Source organism: Bernardetia sp. ABR2-2B (genome assembly GCF_037126435.1).
GTDB lineage: Bacteria > Bacteroidota > Bacteroidia > Cytophagales > Bernardetiaceae > Bernardetia.
Map to the genome: position 1 here is coordinate 1,756,471 of NZ_CP147020.1, position 23,381 is coordinate 1,779,851.

General features: G+C 31.7%; 21 protein-coding genes. 15 read left to right on the forward strand and 6 right to left on the reverse strand.

The annotated features are described in order from the left end of the window. Positions 1 to 163: 163 nt before the first annotated feature. Positions 164 to 805, reverse strand: a complete 642-nt coding sequence (locus WAF17_RS07325; RefSeq protein WP_338768202.1) for a TetR family transcriptional regulator C-terminal domain-containing protein — start codon at positions 803 to 805, stop codon at positions 164 to 166. A 100-nt stretch (positions 806 to 905) separates the two neighbouring features. Further along, positions 906 to 1,880: a hypothetical protein gene (locus WAF17_RS07330; RefSeq protein WP_338768205.1), complete on the reverse strand. Its 975-nt coding sequence runs from the start codon at positions 1,878 to 1,880 to the stop codon at positions 906 to 908. 574 nt (positions 1,881 to 2,454) lie between these two features. On the opposite strand from WAF17_RS07330, the gene WAF17_RS07335 reads away from it, so the two are divergent. Then, positions 2,455 to 3,534, forward strand: coding sequence for a zinc metalloprotease (locus WAF17_RS07335; protein WP_338768207.1), 1,080 nt, complete (start codon positions 2,455 to 2,457; stop codon positions 3,532 to 3,534). Between the two features lie 78 nt (positions 3,535 to 3,612). Here WAF17_RS07335 and WAF17_RS07340 read toward each other — a convergent pair whose 3' ends face one another. Both WAF17_RS07340 and WAF17_RS07345 read right to left on the reverse strand, forming a co-directional pair. After that, a complete protein-coding gene (locus tag WAF17_RS07340; protein WP_338768209.1) occupies positions 3,613 to 3,942 on the reverse strand; it encodes a hypothetical protein in 330 nt (109 codons plus the stop codon). Positions 3,943 to 3,982: 40 nt separating this feature from the next. Beyond that, the gene (locus WAF17_RS07345; RefSeq protein WP_338768211.1) at positions 3,983 to 5,236 is read right to left on the reverse strand and encodes a hypothetical protein; all 1,254 of its coding nucleotides are present in this window, start codon (positions 5,234 to 5,236) and stop codon (positions 3,983 to 3,985) included. A gap of 128 nt (positions 5,237 to 5,364) precedes the next feature. On the opposite strand from WAF17_RS07345, the gene WAF17_RS07350 reads away from it, so the two are divergent. From WAF17_RS07350 to WAF17_RS07415, 14 genes are all read left to right on the forward strand, one after another. Next, positions 5,365 to 5,775, forward strand: a complete 411-nt coding sequence (locus WAF17_RS07350) for a hypothetical protein (protein ID WP_338768214.1) — start codon at positions 5,365 to 5,367, stop codon at positions 5,773 to 5,775. Between the two features lie 111 nt (positions 5,776 to 5,886). Beyond that, complete coding sequence (locus WAF17_RS07355; RefSeq protein WP_338768217.1) at positions 5,887 to 6,807, forward strand: ion transporter; 921 nt, start codon at positions 5,887 to 5,889, stop codon at positions 6,805 to 6,807. 211 nt (positions 6,808 to 7,018) lie between these two features. Further along, a complete protein-coding gene (locus WAF17_RS07360; protein WP_338768219.1) occupies positions 7,019 to 7,855 on the forward strand; it encodes a protein-glutamate O-methyltransferase CheR in 837 nt (278 codons plus the stop codon). 105 nt (positions 7,856 to 7,960) lie between these two features. Further along, positions 7,961 to 8,569, forward strand: coding sequence for a chemotaxis protein CheB (locus WAF17_RS07365; protein WP_338768221.1), 609 nt, complete (start codon positions 7,961 to 7,963; stop codon positions 8,567 to 8,569). A gap of 46 nt (positions 8,570 to 8,615) precedes the next feature. Continuing rightward, on the forward strand, positions 8,616 to 9,401 hold the full coding sequence (locus WAF17_RS07370; protein WP_338768224.1) for a GAF domain-containing protein: 786 nt from the start codon (positions 8,616 to 8,618) through the stop codon (positions 9,399 to 9,401). A 68-nt stretch (positions 9,402 to 9,469) separates the two neighbouring features. Further along, positions 9,470 to 12,937 (forward strand): PAS domain S-box protein, encoded by a 3,468-nt coding sequence (locus WAF17_RS07375; protein ID WP_338768227.1) that lies wholly within the window; start codon positions 9,470 to 9,472, stop codon positions 12,935 to 12,937. Between the two features lie 381 nt (positions 12,938 to 13,318). Continuing rightward, on the forward strand, positions 13,319 to 13,900 hold the full coding sequence (locus WAF17_RS07380; RefSeq protein WP_338768230.1) for a SiaB family protein kinase: 582 nt from the start codon (positions 13,319 to 13,321) through the stop codon (positions 13,898 to 13,900). 107 nt (positions 13,901 to 14,007) lie between these two features. Continuing rightward, entirely contained in the window at positions 14,008 to 14,370 is a 363-nt protein-coding gene (locus WAF17_RS07385; RefSeq protein WP_338768233.1) for a DUF1987 domain-containing protein, read from the forward strand. Between the two features lie 349 nt (positions 14,371 to 14,719). Beyond that, positions 14,720 to 18,025 (forward strand): ATP-binding cassette domain-containing protein, encoded by a 3,306-nt coding sequence (locus tag WAF17_RS07390; protein ID WP_338768235.1) that lies wholly within the window; start codon positions 14,720 to 14,722, stop codon positions 18,023 to 18,025. 165 nt (positions 18,026 to 18,190) lie between these two features. Further along, entirely contained in the window at positions 18,191 to 19,174 is a 984-nt protein-coding gene (locus WAF17_RS07395) for a hypothetical protein (protein WP_338768237.1), read from the forward strand. A gap of 414 nt (positions 19,175 to 19,588) precedes the next feature. After that, the gene (locus WAF17_RS07400) at positions 19,589 to 20,020 is read left to right on the forward strand and encodes a hypothetical protein (protein WP_338768239.1); all 432 of its coding nucleotides are present in this window, start codon (positions 19,589 to 19,591) and stop codon (positions 20,018 to 20,020) included. Positions 20,021 to 20,135: 115 nt separating this feature from the next. Beyond that, the gene (locus WAF17_RS07405) at positions 20,136 to 20,801 is read left to right on the forward strand and encodes an alpha/beta hydrolase (protein WP_338768241.1); all 666 of its coding nucleotides are present in this window, start codon (positions 20,136 to 20,138) and stop codon (positions 20,799 to 20,801) included. 79 nt (positions 20,802 to 20,880) lie between these two features. After that, a complete protein-coding gene (locus WAF17_RS07410) occupies positions 20,881 to 21,399 on the forward strand; it encodes a YkvA family protein (RefSeq protein ID WP_338768243.1) in 519 nt (172 codons plus the stop codon). Positions 21,400 to 21,775: 376 nt separating this feature from the next. Beyond that, positions 21,776 to 22,591: a leucine-rich repeat domain-containing protein gene (locus tag WAF17_RS07415; protein ID WP_338768246.1), complete on the forward strand. Its 816-nt coding sequence runs from the start codon at positions 21,776 to 21,778 to the stop codon at positions 22,589 to 22,591. A gap of 89 nt (positions 22,592 to 22,680) precedes the next feature. Here WAF17_RS07415 and WAF17_RS07420 read toward each other — a convergent pair whose 3' ends face one another. Both WAF17_RS07420 and WAF17_RS07425 read right to left on the reverse strand, forming a co-directional pair. Then, on the reverse strand, positions 22,681 to 22,941 hold the full coding sequence (locus WAF17_RS07420; protein ID WP_338768248.1) for a thiamine-binding protein: 261 nt from the start codon (positions 22,939 to 22,941) through the stop codon (positions 22,681 to 22,683). Positions 22,942 to 22,991: 50 nt separating this feature from the next. Further along, positions 22,992 to 23,279, reverse strand: coding sequence for a hypothetical protein (locus tag WAF17_RS07425; protein WP_338768250.1), 288 nt, complete (start codon positions 23,277 to 23,279; stop codon positions 22,992 to 22,994). Positions 23,280 to 23,381: the final 102 nt, after the last annotated feature.

Sequence of the window (23,381 nt, forward strand, 5' to 3'; positions counted from 1 at the left end):
AACTCAATAAAAAAAGGAATTTGATTTTACTCAAATTCCTTTTTTGCTTTAACAAGAAATACTACGCACTAGGAAAAGGCAAACCATTTTCTCTACAAAAAGATGTATTCGTCGTTCTCCTTTATCTCTTTAAACTCTGTGGTTCAAAAGTATTTGTAGTTCCTTATTTGCGTTGAAACAAAAACTTCACAAAATCAAAAGCTGAATCGGCTAAATTTCTACCAATCAAATCCATTGCAAAATTGACTGTTTTTTCTACGGCTGCATCAGTTCTTTCAAAGTTTTTGCTATCGTCTCTTACCCAAAAGCGAATCAGAAATTCAGTTTCTGCCCATAGTAATTTATCATATTTACTTCCTACAAACATACGTTGTTCTACTTCGCCAGTATCCATTCCTTCTTCCAAAAGAACATTTATATATTCATAAAAGCCGTTTTTGAAGTCCGATAATACTTTTCTTCTAAAACCTCCATTTCTTGCACTGAGTTCGTTGGTTACAAAACTGCGATTTTCCTTTAATACTTCTATTAACGTAAAATAAAAGGCAAGTAACTTTTCACGCACCATATATTCTGCATAAACAGACTCAGAACGCAAACGCTGAACAGTTTCAGTCAAATATTCTCCCCAAATCTCTTGTTCTATATTATTAAAGCTTGAATAATTATCATAAAAATATTTCTCATCTTCTCCTAGCTCTGCCATTAGGTTATAAGGCGTGGCTGGAGCTTTTCCATGCTGTCTTATATATTGAATGAATATGTTTTTGATTTGCTGCTTTGCTGATGTGGTTGTATTGTCCATTTATGTATAAACTGTTTTTTGATTTAATTTTAATTCTAATGTAATCTAAACGAACATTGTCATAGAATGGTTTTGATATTTTTTTGTTCTTGTTATTCAATTAAATAAATCTCCTTCTTATCAAATCTTTTAGGCTTTGATATAATCTACCTCTTGTGTACCACTTTGAAACATGAAGAATTAAAGTCGTTTCTTTTGGTTGATTATTTGTGTCTTGTTCTTTTATGTTTTCTTTATGAAGTTTTTTTGGTTCACCAGTATCAAGTTTGAATTGAAGTTTAGGTTCAAGATTATCAGGTTCAATATCTCCTTTTATCCAACATTTACTATATTCTACAGGTTGTAAATTTACAAAACCTAATGTTATTGTTTCAAGCTCAAAATATTTTATAATTGATTTTTCAATTATAGGCTTTTTTATTTCTTCTAGAGTTAACTTCATAGGTTTAGCAAAATCTATACTTATAAATTGATTATCAGTTGAAGAAATAACAACCTCAATTTCTTTGTTTTCAAACCCTTCATATTCTGCTACTAAAATAATACTGTCTTGCTGTTGAAGAGTATCTTGAGGAATCAAAAATGAAAAAACTCCATTTTCTAAAGAAGTTGTTTTATGTTTTGTGCCTTTTATAGAAATGATAGCTTCTGATAAAACCTCATTTCCATTGACTACTTTTCCATTGATAGCAAAAGGAGGAGCTATACTTTCAATTGAATCCGTTTCAATTTTTTGATTGTATTCTACTTGTGTTGTGTCATTTTGCGATTTGGCAGTCGTAGAAGTTAGAAAGAAAGCAACCGAAGCAGCTACCAATTCCTTAAAGAAAAATCTTCGTCTTGGAGTTTCTATTTTTTCTTTTTGAGGTTGTAATGTTCGGTTTACTTGTGTTGTAGAGAATAAACCACACGTTTTTTGACTTCCTATTTTTTTGAAATAATCAACAATCTCAGCATCTGTCATAGACGAAAAATCAATAACTACTTTCTGATAAGAGCCACAAAAAATTCCTCTTTCTGTTGGACTCATAGTATTCAAGTCTTCATGACAAGGTTTTGGTATCTGTATTTTCATTTTATTCAAATTTTTAAATTCTGCTTTACTGTTAAGAAACGCAACATGAAATAAAAATGCTGCAAAGAATATAGACCTTTATTTATAGGATGCCAAAAAAACAATTTATCCATAAAATAATAAGTTAGAAAAGAGCTACTCAATTTTTTTGAAGAGAAACGTGTATTTTTCTATTCTTACACACAACTGAAAAATTGTACTATTAGCAATAAAAAATACAACTATTCTATTTATCAAAAAAACTTACTTCAATGTAAATTCACAAACTATTCATAGACTCATAAAAAAACTCTCCTAGAATATCACAACTTAGACACACAGCTATTAAATATAATTTTGAATTATTTTAAATAATCCGAGTATAATTCTGCAAAAAATGTCATTAAAAGAGTTAAAAATTAAAATATCTGTATTTTTTAGTTTTAAATTTTGATTCACCCCCTTAATTATATTACCTTTGTAGCACAAGGAAAGAGTTTAACAAATCATTACAACTTCTAATCAAAGTTAAAAACATACTTCCTTAATAAATAATTATTACATAAAGCAATTAATTCCCCTTTTTAATATCCCTATGAAAAAGCAGTCATTATTCCTCTTAGCTCTAATCGGTTTAGCATTCGGAGCATGTGAACATAAAACAGAAGTTACTTCGAAATTAGAACAAAGTGTAAACATGGACGATTTCTATGTTTATACAGATGATCATGATAATCATTCTCATCAAAAAGTAGCAACAAAAAAAGACGACCGTGTTTGTTATAGTATGCGAGTTTTGAATGAAAAACTAAAGCAAAATCCAGGTCTTGAGAAAAAAATGTTTGATATTGAACTACACACACGTAAGAATATCCTAGCCAAAAAAGGTGGGGGAGGAAACGGAAACGGTGGTGGTGGCAATGGTGGAGGAGGAGGAGATACTCCTGTTGATAACCTAGGTACAATCACAATCCCAGTTTACGTTCACGTTATTTATAGCAACAATCAAGAGAATATTAGTGATGCACAAATCAATTCTCAAATGGCTGTTTTGAATGAAGATTTTAGAAAAACTAATAACGATATAAATCAAGTTCCTTCTGAGTTTGCAGGTCTTGCAGCAGATTCAGAAATTCAGTACACACTTGCAGGTGTTACTCGTACAGCATCTAGCCGTACTTCTTGGGGAACTAATGATGATATGAAAAGAGCTAGTGCTGGTGGTGTTAATCCAATCACTCCTTCAACACATTTGAATATTTGGGTTTGTGAAATAGGTGGTGGAATCTTGGGTTATGCTCAATTTCCTGGTGGTTCATCTTCTACTGACGGTGTCGTTGTAGGTCCTCAATATTTTGGAACTACTGGTTATGTTGCTGCTCCTTTTAATGGAGGAAGAACACTTACTCACGAAATTGGTCATTACTTAAACTTACGTCATATTTGGGGTGATGGTCGTTGTCGTCAAGATGATTTTGTATCTGATACACCTTCTTCTGATGGTCCTAACTATGGTTGTCCTAGTTACCCTACTGTAAATTGTAAAAGCAATGATATGACAATGAATTATATGGATTATGTAAATGATGCTTGTATGTATATGTTCTCTGAAGGACAAAAATCTAGAATGCGTGCGCTTTTTGCAGCAGGTGGAACTAGAGAGTCTATGAGATAAGAAAAAATTATATTTAGTTATCACATCAAAAAAGCAACAAGAAATTGTTGCTTTTTTGATTTCTTAAAGTTTTATAAATTACTCTTCATCAAAAATATTTTTATTCCAACTTCTAAGTTCATAATATTTTTCTTTTGGTTTTCCTGTCCAGCCATTAATTCCCTTTTTTGGCAAATCTATCAAATGAATATACAAAACAGGAATGTAAAGCAGACTGTACGAAATAAGAGCTATTTTTTGACCGAAAAAATATGATAAAGAAATTACCACAACTAAAATAAAAATATACTTTGTTAGTTTTTTCCATCTAGAAGTGCGTTCCTCAAAGTGTCCTAAAAGAATATGACCTAGCGCAATCGTAGTACTTACTATCGAAATATCAAACCAAATTGTATTTGTTTGCCACATAATTAAAATAAATATTATTTCTTTTTAATGTAAAATAAATCTAAAATTTCCAAGCTCGTCCATTTTCTCCATACAAATTATCATAAACACGATGGGCGATTTGAAAACCTCTGTATTTTTCTGCAATATTTCTTATTTTTTGATGTAAATCTGTTTCTTCTTTATGAATCAAAAGCTCATTAATTTCTTCTGCAATTCGTAAATATTCTTTTTCTGTAAATTCATTCATAATAGAACCAATTTTATACTTTTCTATTGTATCAGAATCATCTGAAATATTTGGTGTAATCACAACAGGAAGTCCCATTGACCAATATTCGCCAGTTTTGATTGGTGTCCCATAGCGTTTTGAAGCAGCAGGTTTGAAAGGCGTAACTCCAAAATCTCCCAAACCAATATAAGATGGAATATGCTCATGAAAAACAAACTTTGTAGTAACAATATCTCTATCCAAATCACTTGCTTTGCAATACAAATTTATTTCTTCTTCTTTATGAGAAGTAAGTATCAAAACTCTAAATTTATCTCCCCAATAGGTATGACAGACTTTCCAAAAATCAAATATTTCTTTCTCTAAGTACGAACTTCCAAACTTTCCTGCATAAACACTCACTATTTTATCTTCTAAGCCTAGTTCTTTAAGTAACTTTGGATTTTTCCTTTTCTCAAAATCAAATAAATCTAAATCTACACAAGCAGGTTTTGATTCCAAACAACGATTAGAGACATCTACTTCATATCTATTTTTGGCATAATTTTTCATTTCATTTACACAAGGAATAAAAGCAGATGCATGTGAGGTTTGTAACTTTTCTAAGTTCCACAAAACCTTAAATGCAAGACTATTTTTTGACCATGTATTGCTTTCTAGCATTGCCTCTGCGTGTGGTTCAAAACTGTCTATTATTAGTTTTCTTCCTGTCAGTTTTGAAACTAAATATCCTCCTGCTCCTGCTGGAACACAAAAAGGATGTATAAAACGTATTTTTTTTATTAAAACTGTCTTGACAAGTACACTAACGATTCTTCCCCAATTTACTATCGAACGAAAACCAAAACGGTAATAAGGAAAATCTAATAGATAAATGTTGTATTTATCTTGAAGCTCTGTTTTTACTTGTTTTTTTTGCTCTTCACTCATCTTAAAGTGAGGTTGTTCTAGTGTCATTAAATAAATTTTACTACCTTTTGGTAAATATTTTTTCATAATTTTGACATACGGCAACGTATAAGTTTGCATTAGTGCATCTCTAAATGAAAAAAATGTCGGTACAAGAATATGAACAGGTTTCAAAATAGTGATTAGTGATTAGTGATTAGTAAAAAATTGTATTTCTATACTCATTGTTTTGATTTTCTTGTCTTTAAAAAAATAAATTCGTAATTCGTAATTCGTAATTCGTAACTTTAACTTTAATATTTATGAAATTTCTCACAAAAATAAGCGCATTATTTATATTTTGTCTATTTGCTGTTTTATTAGTCTCATTTACGGCTTGTCAGACGGATGATATCATGAAAAAAGTAATCGGCACTACTTGGATTCGCTCTTTCGAAGACGATAAAAATGGTACAGAAGCCTACCGACCAGAAACGTACGAATTTCCTCCTGCTCGTGGTCGTGAAGGGTGGAAATTTGAAGAAGACGGAACACTCAAAAAACAAGCTATTGCAGCTACGGATGGTTATGTTGGCAAAGAAGGAACATGGACTTTCTCTAATGAGAACAACCAAAACATTATTCATATTTCATTGAAAGACATAAAGTCAAGCTATGAGATTATTTCTGTTTCTGATTCTATTCTTTTTGTAAAACCAGTAGAAGATAATTAAGTCAATAATTTGTCAGTAAAGAAACTTATTTACAAGATTATAAATTAAATAAGTTCTTATTTTTAAATAGGCTAATTTACATTCGTAATTTTTAATCCGTAATTGTCCCTTATGAATTATTCTTCTCTTCGAATACGAATCTATACCATCATAGAACGTGGCGAAAAACATGACAAAAAAAGTGTTTATTTTGATTATTTCATAATCGTACTAGTTCTTTTGAGTGTAATTTCTACTATTTGGGAATCTTATCCAACAGCACAACAAAAGTATGGCGAATACTTTCACTCTTTTGAACTCTTTTCTATTGCTATTTTTACAGTCGAATACTTGTTACGCCTCTGGACTGCTCCTCTAAAATATCCTCATCTTCCAGCTTGGAAAGCCTATCTAAAGTATATCTTTTCTTTTATTGCTTTGGTAGATTTACTTGCCATTCTTCCATTTTACCTACCATTTTTGGGTGTAGAGGATTTACGTCTTTTGAGAATGATGCGACTTTTGCGTCTGTTGCGTGTTTTTAAACTCAACCGTTATTCTCGTGCCTTAAATTTGGTATATGATGTCTTAAAAGAAAAGGGAGAAGAGCTTGTTACAACTGTATTTTTTGCCTTGATTTTACTTTTAGTTTCTTCTACCTTGATGTATTATGTAGAACATGAAACTAACCCAGAAGGCTTTCCTAATATCATTGCTACGCTTTGGTGGGCTGTTGTTACACTTACTACGGTTGGTTATGGCGACGTTGTCCCTGTTACGATGCTAGGTAAAATACTAAATGGCGCAACAGCTCTTATCGGAATTGGCGTAGTGGCACTTCCTACCAGTATTTTGAGTGCAGGTTTTTTAGAGAAAGTAGAGGAACGCAAAAAAGCTGAAAAAGAAGCAAAAGAACAATTAGAAAAACAGCTTTTACAAGATTTGAAGCAACGGAATGGAGAAATAGAAGAAGAATCAGAAAACTCTACTACTCATTCTACACACCTTTGTTATTGTCCTCATTGTGGAGGGAAATTGCCTGAGATAAGTTAGAGTGAACAAACTTTTTCTAATCAAGATACTCACTTATCTACACTAATTCATAGATTATCAATTAATTGCTTATATAATTGATAAAAAATGTTATCTTAGGCTTGTAAAGTTTAAAAGAAGCATGTACTTTGCCTAATAAACTTATAAACTAAAGATAAAATTAGGACAAACATTAGATTCACAAACAAGAAAACAACTTAAAACTTCCCTTATGTCTGCAAATATGGGCGAAATAGAAATAGCCGAGCTACGCAAACTGACTACTTTCATTAAAGAAAAGTTTGATTATAACTTTAAGGACTATGCCATGTCGTCTTTTCGAAGACGAATCAAGCGTATGCTTGATTTATACAAGCTTCAAACTGTCGATGAACTGATTCATATTCTCAATACAAAAGAAGGCTTTTTTGAGGAGTTTGTTTCTGAACTTACTGTAAATGTTACTGAAATGTTTCGTGACCCTACGTTTTGGCGTGTCTTACGTGAGCATATCATTCCTAACATTATGCTCAATCACAACAAAATAAGTATTTGGCACGCAGGCTGTTCTTCTGGTGAAGAGATTGTTTCTATGTCTATTGTTTTAGATGAAATGGGTATTTTGGATAAGGCAAAAATTGTAGCCACAGATATTGACCGTTCTATTATTGCTAGAGCAAAAGAAGGACGTTACCCTCTCAAGCACATGGAAGTAAATCGTAAGAATTATTTGCGTTATCAAGGTAAATATTCTTTAGAGAAATATTATACAGAGGTAGGTTCGGAAGCTGTAATAAATAAATCTCTTTTAGAAAATGTATCCTATCGCAAACACGATTTGGTACAGGGAAGTGTTTTTTCAAAATTTGATTTAGTTTTGTGTAGAAACGTAATGATTTATTTTAATCAAACACTACAAAATCAAGTTTTACACCGTTTGCACGAAAGTTTGTTCAAATATGGCTACTTAGTTATCGGTTCGAAAGAATCTTTAATTTGGTGTGATATTGCTCACAAATTTATTGTAGTAAATAACGAAGAAAAGATTTATAAAAAAATTAAAGATTAATTTAATATTAATAAAAAAATTTTATATATAATCACAATTTTTAATTAGCTATGCTGATTATTTCATAATTCGTAATTGTTCCTAAGTCAGCTAACTTTGAGCTAAATGGTAAAAGAAGCACATCTTATAAATAAATACAAGGCAGTCGTAATTGGTGGTTCGGCAGGAAGTTTTCAACCTATGGTTCAAATTCTTTCTTCTATTCCTCGTGAGTTTCCCTTACCTATATTTCTATGTTTGCATCGGCTCAAACATGTGCGTCATGGTTTTGTAGAAGCTCTCTCCATAAAAAGCCAAAAAGAAATTATAGAGCCAATGGACAAGGAAAGTATTAAAAAAGGAATTGTATATTTAGCTCCAGCCAACTATCACATGGCAGTCGAACTTGGCAACTCTGTTTCACTGAATACCGAAGGTTTATTAAACAATTCTCGTCCAGCAATAGATATAACCTTCGAATCAGCAGCTTATGTATATCGTGATAAATTAATTGGTATCCTACTTTCAGGTGCAAATAAAGATGGAGCTGTAGGAATGCAGAAAATAAAACACCGTAAAGGACTTACAATTATTCAAGATATTGAAGAAAGTATGATTAATGCAATGCCATTAGCTGCAAAAAACATTGTAGATATTGATTACGAGTTGAAGGTAGATGAAATTATAGGTTTTTTATTAAAATTAAATAAAATCTATCAACAAGAAAAGATATAGTTTAAAGTTTTTAGAGCATCAAAAGAGACAAAAAAATTGAGAATAAATGAAAAAATTCTTTCAAAATAGTATCTGGTTTGGTTTGGCAGTAATATATGCCATAGGTATTCTTGTGTCTGGTCTATTATTGCTTTATTTATACGAAAAACTTTCAGATGCAGGAATTTTGACTGAAAATGATCATCTTTTAATGGGTTTTATAATCTTTGAATTATTATTAGGACTTGTTTTAATGTTTGGTTTCTATGTTAAGTGGCAACGCAAACAAGCGCAAGGAGATATTATTTATGTAGATAGATATGTGAATGAAAATACACAGGAATCAGAAATTAAAACAAAAGTTTTAGATTGGAATAATCAAAGAGCTATTTTATCCGAAATAATCAAAAACCCTAATAAATCACAGTCTTCAAACGAGATTCTCAAACATATTTGTAATGAGTTAGAAGCTGTTTCTGGGGCGTTTTATGTCTCTCATATAGATACAGATGTAAGAAGAATAGAACTTATTGCTACCTATGCTTTTGCTCTGCCTGATAGTCAATCTCTATTTTACGAATTTGGAGAAGGGATTGCAGGGCAAGTAGCCAAAGTAGGTCAAAAAACATATCTTAGAGACATTCCAGAAGGATACCTGAATATTCTTTCAGGCTTAGGAGAAAGTCAGCCTTCTGTTCTTTTGGCTGTTCCGATACAACAAGATAATACTCAAAAAGATATAGAAGAAAACCCAGTAAAAGGAGTTATTGAATTAGCTTCCTTTAAAGAATTTACTGATTCAGAGAAAGAATATATAGATAAAGTAGCTGATTTAGTAGCCAAACATCTATAAAATTTAAAATTATTAGTTAATTTTAAAAATAAATCTAACTATTTAATTAATCACTTTAATTAATCTCTATGCTCAATCGATTCAGCATTCGTACCAAAATCACAATACGACTTATAGTGGTAGTGCTTATGGCTGCATTTGTGCTAAGTTGGGTTTCTTACGATCGTGGAAAAGAAGCCGTCGAACAGCGTTATTGGCAAAACCTTAAAGTAATTAATAAACTTAAAAGTAAAGAAATTCAAGGAGTATTTTCTCAGATTAGTTCGCATGTTAAATTACTTCAAGAATATTCTTCTGTACTTCAATCCCTTCGCAGTGTAAGTACAATTAGTGAGAGTAAATATACAGATACATTACAAAATCAGCTTCGCAATAAATTAAATGAATCATTACTTCCCTTTAAAGAAACCTATGACTATCCAAATCTAGTGCTTGTCAATAAAGACGGAAGGATAATTTATAAAACTAATTCAACAGCTGATTATCTTATTTTTGGTAGAATACACGACCGTTATCAAGAGCTTCTGACACACGCTAATGATGGAATTTATTTTAATGAACCAAGAATAGCAAAAGAGCTTTCAGGAAACCCTAGCCGTATGGAAGCGATTGCTCCTATCTACGACCCACAACAAAATTACTTAAAGATAGGCTATATCATTGTCGAACTAGATATGGAAGTTATCTATAATGTTGTTGAAGATAAAACAGGACTAGGAGAAACAGGTGAGATTGTTTTGGGAAGACAAAAAAGTGCTACTACCATTACTATTTTAAATGAATTAAAAACTCAAGGTCCAAATACTCCTAAAATAATGGGAGATGGAAAAGCAGAAGCATTGGAAAAAGCATTAAAAGAAAAAACAGAAGGCTATGAGTTTTCAATAGACTATAAAGGCGACGAAACACTTGCTACTTGGAATTATATTGAACCTGTCGGTTGGGGAATGGTTACACAAGTAAACAAAAGTGCCGTAGAAAGTGATTTGAATGGGCTTGTCATTGCATTTATCCTAACAGGTGTAGTGATTATCGTTGTTGCTGGTGGACTTTCTTTTATATTCTCTACTCTTCTTACTCGTCCTATCGAACGCCTACAAGTTGTTTTAGGAATTGTAGCAAAAGGAGAACTACCAAAAGAAATAAAAAAAGAAACCAATGATGAAATTGGACAAATGACAGAGGCTGTCAATAATTTAGTACAAGCTCTCAAACGAACAGCTGACTTTGCCTATCAGATTGGAAAGGGAAATTATAAAGCCTCTTTCAAACCTATGGGCAATAATGACACCTTGGGTAATGCTTTGATTACGATGCGAGATAGTATTCAAGATGCAGATAGTAAAGACAAACAAAGAAACTGGATTGTATCAGGTGTAGCAGAAGTAGGACAGATTTTACGTGAATATCAAACTATAGAGCTTCTTTCAGAAAAAATCATTGCTTTTATCACAGAAAAAATAAACGCTGTTCAAGGCAGTTTTTATATTGTAGAAGAAGATGAAATTACACAAGAAAGCACCATTGAAATAAGTGCAACCTATGCTTATCATAAAAGAAAATATCTCAAAAAATCATTTCGTTTTGCAGAGGGATTAGTAGGACAAGCAGCTATTGAGCAAGATATTATTCTTCGCACCGAAATTCCTGATAATTATATGACCATTAGTTCAGGACTTTTAGGAGAACAGAAGCCAAAAGCTTTACTTATCGTACCTCTTATTACAGATGAAAAAGTATTTGGAGTAATGGAATTTGCAGGGTTTTCAAGATTTACTGATACAGAGGTAAATTTTGTTCGTGAAATTAGTATTATTATTGCCCGAACTATCTTCAATATAAAGGTAAATGACCGTACTGTTTCTCTTCTTCAAGAATCACAGCAAATGAGTGAAGAGCTTCAATTACAACAAGAAGTCTTGCGCCAAAATGCAGAAGAAATGGAATCTACACAAGAGGAACTCCGTAAATCTAATGCACGACTAGAAGAGCAAGTCTTGGAAGTAAATCGTACTCAAAAACGTATGCAAGTCCTGCTAGAAAATGCCTCAGAAGTAATTACTATTTATGAGAAGAATGGAAAAGTTCGCTACATAAGTCCATCTATTGAATCTATTTTGGGCTACGAACAATCTGAACTCATCGGAACAAATGATGTAGATAATGTTCAACAAGCAAGTAAAGAAGCCTTTAGGCAACTTTTTGAAAACCTTTTAGAACATCCAGACGAAAATATTACTATTCAATATGAATACCGTAAAAAAAATGGAGATGCTGTTTGGTTAGAAGCTACAGGAACAAATCGTTTGAGCGACCCTGCTATTAGAGGTATTGTTATTAACTCTAGAGATATTACAGAGCGAAGACGTGCCGAACAAGAATCTCGTATGCGTGGACAAATGCAAGCACTTTCGGAAAACTCACCTGACCTTATTATGCGTCTGAACCCAGACGGAAAGATTTTTTATGTCAATCCAACCATCAAAAATTTAACTGGTTTAGAGCCTTCAACACTGACAAACAAGATGATGAAAGGTTCAGAATTGCCTACTGCTATTGTCAAACGTATTGAAGAAATTACAGAAAAAGTAAATAGAACAGGAAATAAAGTGCTAAGGGAACTAGAAATTGATTCGGTTGCAGGTCAGCGTGTCATGCAAACAACAGCGATTCCTGAGTACAACGACCAAGCTTATTTAGAATCAATACTGGTAGTTTCTCACGATATAACAGAGAGAAAAAGAACTGAATTTGAGGTTAGAGAAACAAACCGTAAAATTTCAGAAAGTATTAACTATGCAAGACGTATTCAAGGTGCAATTTTACCAGAAAGTCGTCATTTACAAAGCATTTTTCCAGATTCCTTTATTTTTTATAAACCTAGAGATATTGTTAGTGGAGATTTTCCTTGGTATGTACAAAAGGGCGATGATGTTTATATTGCAGCCGTTGATTGTACAGGACATGGAGTACCTGGGGCTTTGATTTCTCTTATTGGATACTTTATTTTAAATGAAATTTTAAGTTCTAGTCAGACTATTCTTTCTCCTGCCCAAATACTAGATAGACTAAATAAAGGAGTTGCACAAACACTAAGACAGGATACAGAAGGAAATACCAAAGACGGTATGGACATTGCACTTTGTCGTATTAATAGAAAACAAAATAAGGTAGAATTTGCTGGAGCACATCGTCCTTTATATGTCTTACCAAAAGAAGGTAACTTAATACAAATAAAAGGAGACCGAAAACCAATTGGTGGTGGAGCTATTTACAGTAAATCTGATGACTTTAGTAATCATAATTATAAAATTTCTAAAGGAGATTCACTTTATATTTTCTCTGATGGTTTGCCTGACCAGTTTGGAGGAGAAGAGGATAAAAAATTCTCTGCTAAACAGATACGTGAAATTTTAGTAGAAAATAGAAATCAAAACATGGAAGAAATGCATATTACTTTCGAAAATCGTTTTGAGCAATGGATGGGAAATAGTAAACAAATTGATGATATTTTGATGATTGGCATTAAGTTTTGATAAACTTCTTTTCGACTTTATTGAAGGTTCATTTAAGTTTTCAAGAAAATCAACTTTTTTTTAATTTATTTTAATTCTTACTTTGTTCTTCTAATAATTTATCCTAACTTAAAGGCATGTTTAAAGATAAAGGTTTAGATAAAAACCAAACAGTAGGTAAAAATCTTATACAAATGCTCTTTATTTTCGCTAAAAAGCCTTTTTATTTGGACAAAACCTTTGCTTAGAACATCATTTTCTATGTACTTTTGTTAAACTAGCTTGTAGCAGGTTTATCATACAGATATTTTGATTCAACTATTTTACTTAATTGTTTTAATATAGACTCTAATTTTTTTAAAGATACTCTCAAGACATTTTCAAGATATTAAGCCACTAATTATGAAATATATTTATGACTTACACAAGGTTATGCTCAAACAAAGCTTGCTTTTAGTATATGAAGGCGAGTTTAGTCAAGAAATAACTAAGGCTGTTTTGGCAATGGCAGAACGTAATATGGATTCCTTTGGTGAGCAACGCAAAGTCAAGACAAAGGTCTTTAATGTCATGGTAGAAGATTTACAAAACATCTTTAAACACTCTCAAAGCTATCAAGAAGAGATTTATGGAAAGAATAATGCTATTTTTTCTTTAGCCAAAACTGACGACCATTATTTCGTTCTTTCTGGGAATCCACTTTTTACAAATGAAGTAGAAGCTTTAAAGAATCGTCTTGAAGAAATTAATTTGTTAGATGCTGCTGGTCTAAAAGAAGAATACAAACGCATTATCAAAAGTAAGAAAGGCGTTGGAAAAGATGGATTATCTGATAAAGGAGGCGCAGGTCTTGGGTTCATTGATATGGCTCGTAAATCAGGTAATAAAATTCGTTTTGACTTTGAGAAGATCAATGATGAACTTTCATTTTTCTCACTTCGCATGACAATCAATCGTAATCCTGATGCAGAAAAAAAAGGTTAAAATAACAGATAAAATATTCAAAATACAGTCAATTTAATTTGACACTATATTAATTCAAACTTACAACTCATTTTAGAATTTTATACTAAAAATACTCTATAAAGAATATGGACGTAATCAACTTAGAACCAACAGAAGACACACCAAAAGTAATCTTAGACAAAGATCGTCAGGCATTCGAAATATCTGGTCGTTCTCTTCCTGAAGATGCAGCCGAATTTTATCAACCTATCTTAGATTGGTTAGACGAATACGAAAACCAAGTAAATCCAGACACGAAATTTATGTTTAAGTTGGAGTATTTCAATACTGCATCATCAAAACTTATCTTGGATATTCTTTCTAAATTAGAAGAAATTGAAGGTGCATCTGTAATTTGGTATTTTCATGAAGATGATGAAGATATGGAGGAAGCAGGAGAAGAATTTTCTGACCTTGTAGATATTCCTTTTGACTTCAAAACCTATTAATAAAAATAGTTTTTTTATAAGAATAACAGCTCATTTGAATTGATTATTTTTATGTGAAGTTAATTTATACAGCTTGTGTAATTAAGGAGTTGATTATCAAATACTTAATTATTCATTGTCAATTAATTTTTATAGGGTAATTTCGCTTAGTCTTCTCTATTCGAAGTTTGCCCTTTTATGCCTTTTAAATAAAAATACTCTTGATTTACAAAACTGTATAGTTTAAAAGAGATAAGAAAGAAGATATTATATAAATAGAAACTTGACTTTCAAGTGGCGAATCAGAAGTAATACTTAATAATGAATTTCGTAATTTTTAATGCGTAATTCGTAATCGACATTAAAGAATATGAGTGAAGAAATACTAAAAGCCCTAACCCAATTATTTGCAGTTGTTTCTAAACAAGACGGTGGCGTATCTGAAGCCGAGCGTAATTTTGTTATTCGATTCTTCGAACAAGAGTTGGATAGAAAAAGACTTGCTGAATATGTTGCACTCTATGACCAATATGCAGAATCAGGAGTAGAAGGAGAAGATAAAAAAGGAGCTGAAGCAACAGCAGAAAATCCAGAAGATATAGTTATAATAACAGAAGGCAAAACACCTGAAGAAATAGAACAGCAAGAAAAAGATAAAGCTAGAGCCATACGAAGAGCTAAACGAAAAGCAAAAAAAGCAGCAGAAGGAGGAGATAGTGGAAACATTAAGTTAAAAGATAGTATGCGTACGCTTAAAGTATGTAGAAATATCAATAAAACACTTGCTCAAAAGCAAAAAGTTATTGTTACATTTAAGATTTTAGAGATGCTTGCCGTTGATAGAAACTTTAGTAGCCATAGATTAGAAATTATACAAACAGCTTCTGAAATCTTTAGAATTCCAAAAGAAGAATATGAATTGATGGAAAACTTTGTTATCTCAACAGATTCTCCTCAAATGTTCGATTCCCCAGACCTTTTAGTATTTGATGAAGAAGCTCCTCCAGTAGAGAGCAGAAAAAAATTCATTGATTCAGGACTTTTAGATGGCGAAATTGTTTTTATTCGTCTGAAAAGTGTTGAATTATATTTTACAAAATATAATGGTAATGATGAGATTTTCCTAAATGGTCAGCTTGTCAAAAAGGGAACAATCGTTCTTTTCTCAAATGGTAGTGTTTTCAAAACACCGAAAGGTGCGCCTCTTTATTATAGTGATTTAGTTACTCGTTATAATGATACAGCTCAACAAAATCCTATCTCATTTAATGTCATTAATTTAGATTTCCGTTTTCCAGACGGAACTATCGGACTTCGCAACGTAAATATTGCAGAAGGACCAGGAAAACTGCTCAGTATAATGGGAGCAAGTGGAGCAGGAAAAACTACGCTTCTCAATGTTTTGGCTGGTTTGGAAAATCCTTATAAGGGCGAAGTACGTATAAACGGTTTCAATCTTCATACAGAATCAGATATGGTAGAGGGCGTAATTGGTTACGTTTCTCAAGATGATTTACTAATAGAAGAACTCAGTGTTTATCAAAACTTGTATTATAACGCTAAGCTTTGCTTTAAAAATCTTAGTGAAGAAGAGCTTGATGCTCGTGTGATGGAGGTTTTGGCAAGTTTAGGATTAGATAGAATAAAAGACATTACAGTGGGTAGTGTATTGAATAAAATGATAAGTGGAGGGCAACGTAAGCGTCTCAATATTGCTTTGGAGCTTATTCGTGAACCTGCCGTTATGTTCGTAGATGAGCCTACATCAGGTCTTTCTTCAAGAGATTCAGAAAATGTAATTGACCTTCTAAAAGAACTTTCACTCAAAGGAAAACTTATTTTCGTAGTAATTCACCAGCCTTCTTCAGACATTTATAAGATGTTTGATAAAATGATTTTGTTAGATACAGGAGGCTATCCAATTTATTATGGAAATCCTGTTGAAGCGATTGCTTATTTCAAACGTGCTACAAATCAAGTAGGAAGTGATAACGGACAATGTCAAACATGTGGAACAGTTACACCAGAACTTCTCTTTAATATAATTGAAGCAAGAGTAGTAAATGAATATGGAGAATATACAGGTGTAAGAAAAATAGCTCCACCAGAATGGAACGATTTGTACAAACAAACACATTCTATTTCACCAGTAGAAACTGTAAACGAGCCACCACCAAACTCACTCAGTATTCCTTCAAAGATAAAACAGGCTGCTATTTTTATGACTAGAGATTTTCTCTCTAAGATTAGTAATACGCAGTATATGATGATAAATCTTTTAGAAGCTCCTTTACTTGCACTTTTACTCTCTGTAATCGTCCGATTCAAAAATGCAAAAGATGCAGAAGAATATATATTCCGATATAATGATAATGTACCTGCTTATATGCTGATTGCTATTATTGTTGCTCTTTTTATGGGATTAACAGTAAGTGCTGAGGAAATCATTCGGGATAGAAAAATTCAGAGGAGAGAATCGTTCTTAAATCTAAGTAGGATAAGTTATCTGACTTCGAAGGTAGGTATTTTGTTTACTCTTTCAGCTATTCAAACGCTCACTTTTGCGCTCATTGGTAATACTATTTTAGAGATTCAAGGGATGTATTGGCAATATTGGCTTGTTTTATTTAGTATTTCTTGTTTTGCCAATGCCTTAGGACTAAATATTTCAGCTTCCTTCAATTCGGCTGTAACTGTTTATATTCTTATTCCATTATTACTTATTCCTCAAATGATTTTGAGTGGTGCAATTTTTAGATTTGACCAACTTAATAATTCAATTGTAGAAAAGGGACGTATTCCACTTGTTGCTGACTTGATGGCTTCTCGTTGGGCGTATGAAGCGTTGGCTGTTGAGCAGTTTAAGGATAATCCTTTTGAAAGGCAGATTTTTGATGTAGAATTTGAGATTAGTCAGTATCAACATAAAGCCAATTTCTGGATTCCAAAGATGCAAGAAATTTTAGACCGTTCAGCAAATTATGCAGAGAGCGCACAAAATGAGAATGCTGATTCTGTTATGGTATTGCTTCAAGATGATATTGCATTGCTTAAACACGAATGGGAAAGTGAAAAAGTAAACGAAATACTTGATCGTTTGAAGATTCAGGCAGAAGACTTAGAACTTTCTTCAGAAGAGCAAAAACTATTAAATATAGATTTGGAAAAGACACTTCAAATTATAGAGTTTGATAGAGAAATGGCTGACAAACTGAAAGCTGTCTTGGAAATGATACGCTCAAAGGTATTGACTCCCAAGTTTGTGATGGCTGGTGAAAGAAAAGATAGCATCATAAATGCAATGGAACAAAACCCTGCAAACAAACTTTCAGTAGTTGAACGAAAAAATAAATACACCAATGAGTATTTAGAATCACAGGTGAAAAATGAAATGATAAAAGATAAATATGTAGAAGGAAATGGATTTTTGGTACAACAAACAGACCCTATTTTTGCTGTTCGTAATCCAAATAACCTTTCTAGCCCATTAGACTATCGTACTCACTTCTTTGCTCCTGAAAAGCAATTTTTAGGTAATTATTTTGATACAATGTGGTTTAATGTATGTGTAATGTGGGTAATGACAATTTTACTACTTATTACTCTTTATTTTGAATTACTCAAAAGATTAATTGATGTACTTGGAGGTATTAACTTTAGGAAAAAGAAAAAATAACTCAATACAAGTTTAAAACAATTTTGGGTTATTACTTGATTTTTCTAATAGATTTACTAATTTAGTTTATTATTTAATTACTCATTTTAGTTTTAGAGTTAAACCTATTTAGTTTATCAAACTCATATCATTAAAATTATCTCAATTACGACAATATTCTCTTATATGAAACATCTAGTTTATTCTATTCATACCAGTTCTATAATTAAGAAAAAAATGCTTTCTATGAAAAAACTACAACTCATCGCTTTTCTACTCACTTTTGGTCTTTTTACACTTACTTCTTGTGGAGGAGATAAGCCAACAGAAGAAACAACAGGAACAACAGAAGCAAATGCAGGAACTGCTGATACAGGAGCTGACGAAGATATCTTAGCCCCAGGGGTTATGAACGATATTATTCAGTCTATCCCTTCACCTTTAGAGGTTTCTATTTTAATAAAAGATTTGGGAACAGATTATCACAAAGATAATTTGAGTAATCCTGATTTAGTAGATAATTATACTAATAATTACAAAAAGGCTCTGAACTTGGGTGTGTATAGTACGGATTTAGGTTATGCTAATATTTATGAAAAAAATCAAGATGCACTAAACTATCTCAACTCTGTCAAAAAATTAGCTGATGGACTAAATATTGGTCAGTTCTTCGATTATACAACCATCAAAAAACTAACTCAATCTAACAAAGATTTAGATTCTCTCTTACAACTTACTACTCAGAATTTTGAGAAAATCAATACAGAACTTCGTAAGCAGAAACGTGAGTATTTAAGTATTCTTATTCTTACAGGTGGTTGGTTAGAGGCTAACTATATTACTTCTTTAGTTTTCAAAGAAAGTGGTAATGAAGACCTTAGAGAAAAAATAGGAGAACAAAAACTTGTTCTGAACCGTATTCTTTTAGTTTTGAATGTTTATAAAAACAAACCTAACTTTAGTGGTTTCATAGCTGATTTGGAAGAACTCAAAAAAGTATATGAAAATGTAGAAATTGTAGAAAAAGACGGGCAGCCAAAAATGGAAGTCGTAAATGGTGAAATTGTAATCACAGATACAAAAGAAACTGTTGTCAATATATCCGAGTCTGATGTACAGTCTATCAATAGTTTGGTAGCTTCTATCCGTAATAAAATTATCAGTAATTAATTTTATTCTAAATTTTTGACACAAAAATATAATCAAAAAACCCCTTTAGCTCCTCAAATAGACCGATTTTAATAAGAATTCAATATAAAATTTAAGATTGGACGGTTTTTTGATTATATCACAATAAAGAAGCGTATCAACAATAAAATAATAATCAATAACTAGTTATTGATTATTTGGAGATAAATTAAAACTTATCTTTACTTTTAGAAGTCTTCTAAAATAGAATAAAACCTTTAGTATAATTTGAGTACAATTTATTAGGTTGAGAGAAACGTTTCTTTATTTTTATCTATCTTTTTTACTTTTGGAAAAGTATTTGCAACATCACTCATTATTAACCTAATTGTTACATTAATTATACTATTTCCTAATTCCTAATTGAACAAGTTTTTGTCCAAATAAGCAAAACGTATGAAACATTTATTAATTCTTTTCTGTGCTTTTTTCTTTGTCGCATTTGCAGCTACTGACGCTCAAGCACAATGTAATACTGACCTTTATAACAACCTTGCGCTCAAAAAACTCGCTCCAGGTTACACTTTCGTAAAAAGTTACCGTATTGACGGTAAAGGAGGAAGTCGTAAAAAAATTGAATACACGTGTGTATTCAGTAAAGGTACTGATTATATGATTCGTATGGCTGGTAAAGATGGAGGACCAAATGGTCTTATTGCTACTCTTTATGACTCTCGTCGTTCGCAGTTAGCAACTAGCTACTTGAATAACAAGTATTATGATGGTCTCGTTTTCAAATGTGCATCAACAGGTATCTATTATTTGAGTTTTACTTTTAAAGACTCAAATAGTTATTGTGGAGCTGCCGTTTTAGGTTTCCGTCGCTAAAACCTCGCTATTTATAGAAAAAGTTTACTAATTATATTAATTAGCTAAAGCATTACAGAGCAAAAGAACATATCTTTTGCTCTTTTTTCATGTTTAATTTAAAGAAAGGTAAATAATGACAAAAAAAACAATCTCCTTTTCGCATCAAGCTAGATATTTCACTTTTGGAAATTTATCCAATGAGACAGAATATATATGGATAGTATTTCACGGATATGGACAGTTAGCTGAATATTTTATAAAAAAATTTGAAGGGCTAAATTCTCAATCTAATACTGAAAGACATTACGTAATTGCACCTCAAGGACTTTCAACAGCTTATTTGAAGAGCTTTACAGGAAGAGTGGGAGCAAACTGGATGACCAAATATGATAGAGAATTAGATATAGAAAATAACTTAAATTACTTAGAAACTTTAATAAGCAATGAATTAAAAGATATTTCTAGCAGTAAAAACAAAAAAATAATTGTTTTAGGGTTTTCACAGGGAGCTGCTACGGCAAGTCGTTGGATTGCTCATACAAATTTTGAAATTTCTGAGTTTCTAGTATGGGGAGGAATGATAGCTCACGATATTGATAGTATTTTCTATAAAAAAATGAAAGATAAAATAACACTTTTTTACGGCGACCAAGATGAATTTATAAGTGAAGAAGGACTAAAAACAAATCTTATAAAATTAGAAAAACTAGATATTACTCCAAGTTTAATTCCCTACAAAGGTACTCATAGAATATATACAGATGTTTTAAATGAATTTATTGAAAACTCTTTAAGGTAGTTTTGAGTTATTTAGACAAGACACAACACTACTTATACATTTTTTTAACTTGATTTTTAAATTATAACTCATAATAAATATGTCGAATACACCCAAAGCAAGTCCTACTAATTTTACAGAAGAAGATTTTGTGCAACAAAAAAATCCAATAGTTACTCCTAACTCTCAAATTGATACAGAAGAACAAGTCGAAAAATCTAAATTTTATAAAGTAGCAACTAAAAAAGCAGTTAAGGTAATTGCAAGTAGAAATAAAATGTTTGCTTTACTAAATAAAGCATATAATCATTTCAATAATAAAGAAAATGACCGACCAATGAGTCAAGAGGTAAAAGAAAAATTCAAAACTCTTTTGCGTTTGATTCGTGCGCTTTACAAAAAAGAATACAAAGATTTTCCTTGGGGTTCTTTAGTAAAAGCAACAGCAACTATTATCTATTTGGTTTCTCCATTGGACTTAGTTCCTGATTTCATTCCTTTTATTGGAATGATGGACGATTTTGCTCTTATCTCTTGGACAATTGGCTCTCTGAGTGATGATATTAAAGACTTTGAAGATTGGGAAGAAGCTCAACAAATTGCTCGTCTGACAACATAGAATAATAGAAAACAAAGATATTTTTATATAAAAAACTCATATCAACTTTGTCAAACTCTACTCTTGTTTTGGCAAAGTTTTTTTGTTGTCTATGCTAAATCTAAGAATTTACTTCGTTTAATCTGATAAACTCTTGACTAGATTTCTCTACAAAAAATCTTTTTGCATAATAATTGCAGACTAAGAATATAGTTGATAGGTAACATTTCACTTACTCATCATCTATTTTTAAATATATGAACTTTAGCATTGTCTTTGATTTAGATTAAAGAAAACTAATCAATATTTCAATCATACTATTTATATCCAAACTTATTTCGGTTGTATGTAACAACTTTATTCACTCTTTTTTAAGAATCTCAAAATGAAATTATTTATGAAAAAATTGCTTTATTTATTCCGTATAAGCATTTTTTGTAGTGTATGCTTTCTTATAACTACACAGGCTAATGCACAACTCTCAACAAGTTGGTGGAACTCTTTAGATAAAAACTGGAAAAAAGTTTTTATGACCAAATTTGGTGTTGGTGCTTCTCCTTCAGCTGCAGAACTAAGTAAGATTTATGCTGCCGAAAAACTTGATTGTAAAGATAGTGGACTAAGCACATTAGAACCTTTAGCAGAACTCAAAAATTTAAAAATTCTTTGGTGTGATGGTAATTCAGGAATTTCTTCTTTAGACCCATTAAGAAATATTGTAGGACTTAAAGAATTAGATTGCTCAGGAACTGGAATAAGTGATTTAGAGCCATTACGTTCAATGACAGGACTTAGTCGCTTAGATTGTTATGAAACTCGTATTTCTAACCTTGCTCCTCTTAGTGGAATGCGTAAGCTTAGAGTATTAGATTTTTCAAATACGCCTGTCAGTAATATTTTTCCGTTAAAATATATAAAGTCTTTAGAAGTGCTTTATATGGCTCGTACGAAAGTGGCTAGTCTTGCTCCTCTAAAAGACCTTACCAATCTAGGAGAACTTACTTTTTCAGAGACAAAGGTGTCAAGTCTTGCTCCTCTTTCTAATCTTTTGAAACTTAGAGAAATCGTATTTGCAAAAACAGAAGTTTCAGACCTTTCACCTCTTAGTAGAGCAAGTACACTTTCAATTGTTTATTGTGAAAACACAAGAGTAACTGAAGCTACTGCAAACGCTTTACAGAAGAAACAGCCTGATTGTACAGTATTTTTCTAAAACATTGTTTTCGTTTTTATATAAAAATCAAAAGTCTTTATTCAATCAAGAATAAAGACTTTTTTTATGCTGAAATTTTGAACGAAAAATTACCCTTTATACTCATACTCACTCAAATCTGTTCCCAAAAACTTAACTATTACAGATGCTTTTTGAGAGTCAAAACAAGACTCAATTGCTTTTTCCAAACTTAGCATGACTTCATTTAATTCTCCAAAAATCTGTGTACTGATACCATTTACTCGTACTTTTAGAGCCGAATTTTCAGAAACTTTTCGGATAAAAACTTTTACAGTTGGTTTATAATCTTCTGTAAGTGGATAAACACTTACTTCAACAGAAACTCTCATATTTTTTTGATTGATTTAATGATAAACGAAAATTTTACCTAAAAATAAGATTATCTTTTTCTTAATTTATCAATTTTATCTCTCACATTCTTAGGCACTCGTTTCTTTGTCGAATTCAGCTCTAAAAGCCCTCCTAGCAGTTCTGGGTCTATACTTGTTACAATGGTCTCAAGTGTTTCCATACGCACTTCTAACTCGTGATTGCGCTGTTTGAGTTGAGCAACTTCTTCTTTTTCTTCATTCGAAATAGATTTATTGTTAAAAAATGCAATTTTCATAAGTACACCAATGAGTAAAAGCGAACACGCAGAGGCAAAAATCATCATTAAGGCAGCCATAGATTAGTGATTAGTGATTAGTGATTAGTGATTAGTGATTAGTGATTAGTGAAATAATTGATAGAAAGTAAATATGTTTTGTTTTTAGGTTCAATAACTGAA

What these genes read in the sequence shown, in the direction of transcription:
- WAF17_RS07325 (WP_338768202.1), bottom strand. Translation starts at nt 805, where the DNA reads ATGGACAATACAACCACATCAGCAAAGCAGCAAATCAAAAACATATTC.
- WAF17_RS07330 (WP_338768205.1), bottom strand. Translation starts at nt 1,880, where the DNA reads ATGAAAATACAGATACCAAAACCTTGTCATGAAGACTTGAATACTATG.
- WAF17_RS07335 (WP_338768207.1), top strand. Translation starts at nt 2,455, where the DNA reads ATGAAAAAGCAGTCATTATTCCTCTTAGCTCTAATCGGTTTAGCATTC.
- WAF17_RS07340 (WP_338768209.1), bottom strand. Translation starts at nt 3,942, where the DNA reads ATGTGGCAAACAAATACAATTTGGTTTGATATTTCGATAGTAAGTACT.
- WAF17_RS07350 (WP_338768214.1), top strand. Translation starts at nt 5,365, where the DNA reads ATGAAATTTCTCACAAAAATAAGCGCATTATTTATATTTTGTCTATTT.
- WAF17_RS07355 (WP_338768217.1), top strand. Translation starts at nt 5,887, where the DNA reads ATGAATTATTCTTCTCTTCGAATACGAATCTATACCATCATAGAACGT.
- WAF17_RS07360 (WP_338768219.1), top strand. Translation starts at nt 7,019, where the DNA reads ATGTCTGCAAATATGGGCGAAATAGAAATAGCCGAGCTACGCAAACTG.
- WAF17_RS07365 (WP_338768221.1), top strand. Translation starts at nt 7,961, where the DNA reads ATGGTAAAAGAAGCACATCTTATAAATAAATACAAGGCAGTCGTAATT.
- WAF17_RS07370 (WP_338768224.1), top strand. Translation starts at nt 8,616, where the DNA reads ATGAAAAAATTCTTTCAAAATAGTATCTGGTTTGGTTTGGCAGTAATA.
- WAF17_RS07375 (WP_338768227.1), top strand. Translation starts at nt 9,470, where the DNA reads ATGCTCAATCGATTCAGCATTCGTACCAAAATCACAATACGACTTATA.
- WAF17_RS07380 (WP_338768230.1), top strand. Translation starts at nt 13,319, where the DNA reads ATGAAATATATTTATGACTTACACAAGGTTATGCTCAAACAAAGCTTG.
- WAF17_RS07385 (WP_338768233.1), top strand. Translation starts at nt 14,008, where the DNA reads ATGGACGTAATCAACTTAGAACCAACAGAAGACACACCAAAAGTAATC.
- WAF17_RS07390 (WP_338768235.1), top strand. Translation starts at nt 14,720, where the DNA reads ATGAGTGAAGAAATACTAAAAGCCCTAACCCAATTATTTGCAGTTGTT.
- WAF17_RS07395 (WP_338768237.1), top strand. Translation starts at nt 18,191, where the DNA reads ATGAAACATCTAGTTTATTCTATTCATACCAGTTCTATAATTAAGAAA.
- WAF17_RS07400 (WP_338768239.1), top strand. Translation starts at nt 19,589, where the DNA reads ATGAAACATTTATTAATTCTTTTCTGTGCTTTTTTCTTTGTCGCATTT.
- WAF17_RS07405 (WP_338768241.1), top strand. Translation starts at nt 20,136, where the DNA reads ATGACAAAAAAAACAATCTCCTTTTCGCATCAAGCTAGATATTTCACT.
- WAF17_RS07410 (WP_338768243.1), top strand. Translation starts at nt 20,881, where the DNA reads ATGTCGAATACACCCAAAGCAAGTCCTACTAATTTTACAGAAGAAGAT.
- WAF17_RS07415 (WP_338768246.1), top strand. Translation starts at nt 21,776, where the DNA reads ATGAAAAAATTGCTTTATTTATTCCGTATAAGCATTTTTTGTAGTGTA.
- WAF17_RS07420 (WP_338768248.1), bottom strand. Translation starts at nt 22,941, where the DNA reads ATGAGAGTTTCTGTTGAAGTAAGTGTTTATCCACTTACAGAAGATTAT.
- WAF17_RS07425 (WP_338768250.1), bottom strand. Translation starts at nt 23,279, where the DNA reads ATGGCTGCCTTAATGATGATTTTTGCCTCTGCGTGTTCGCTTTTACTC.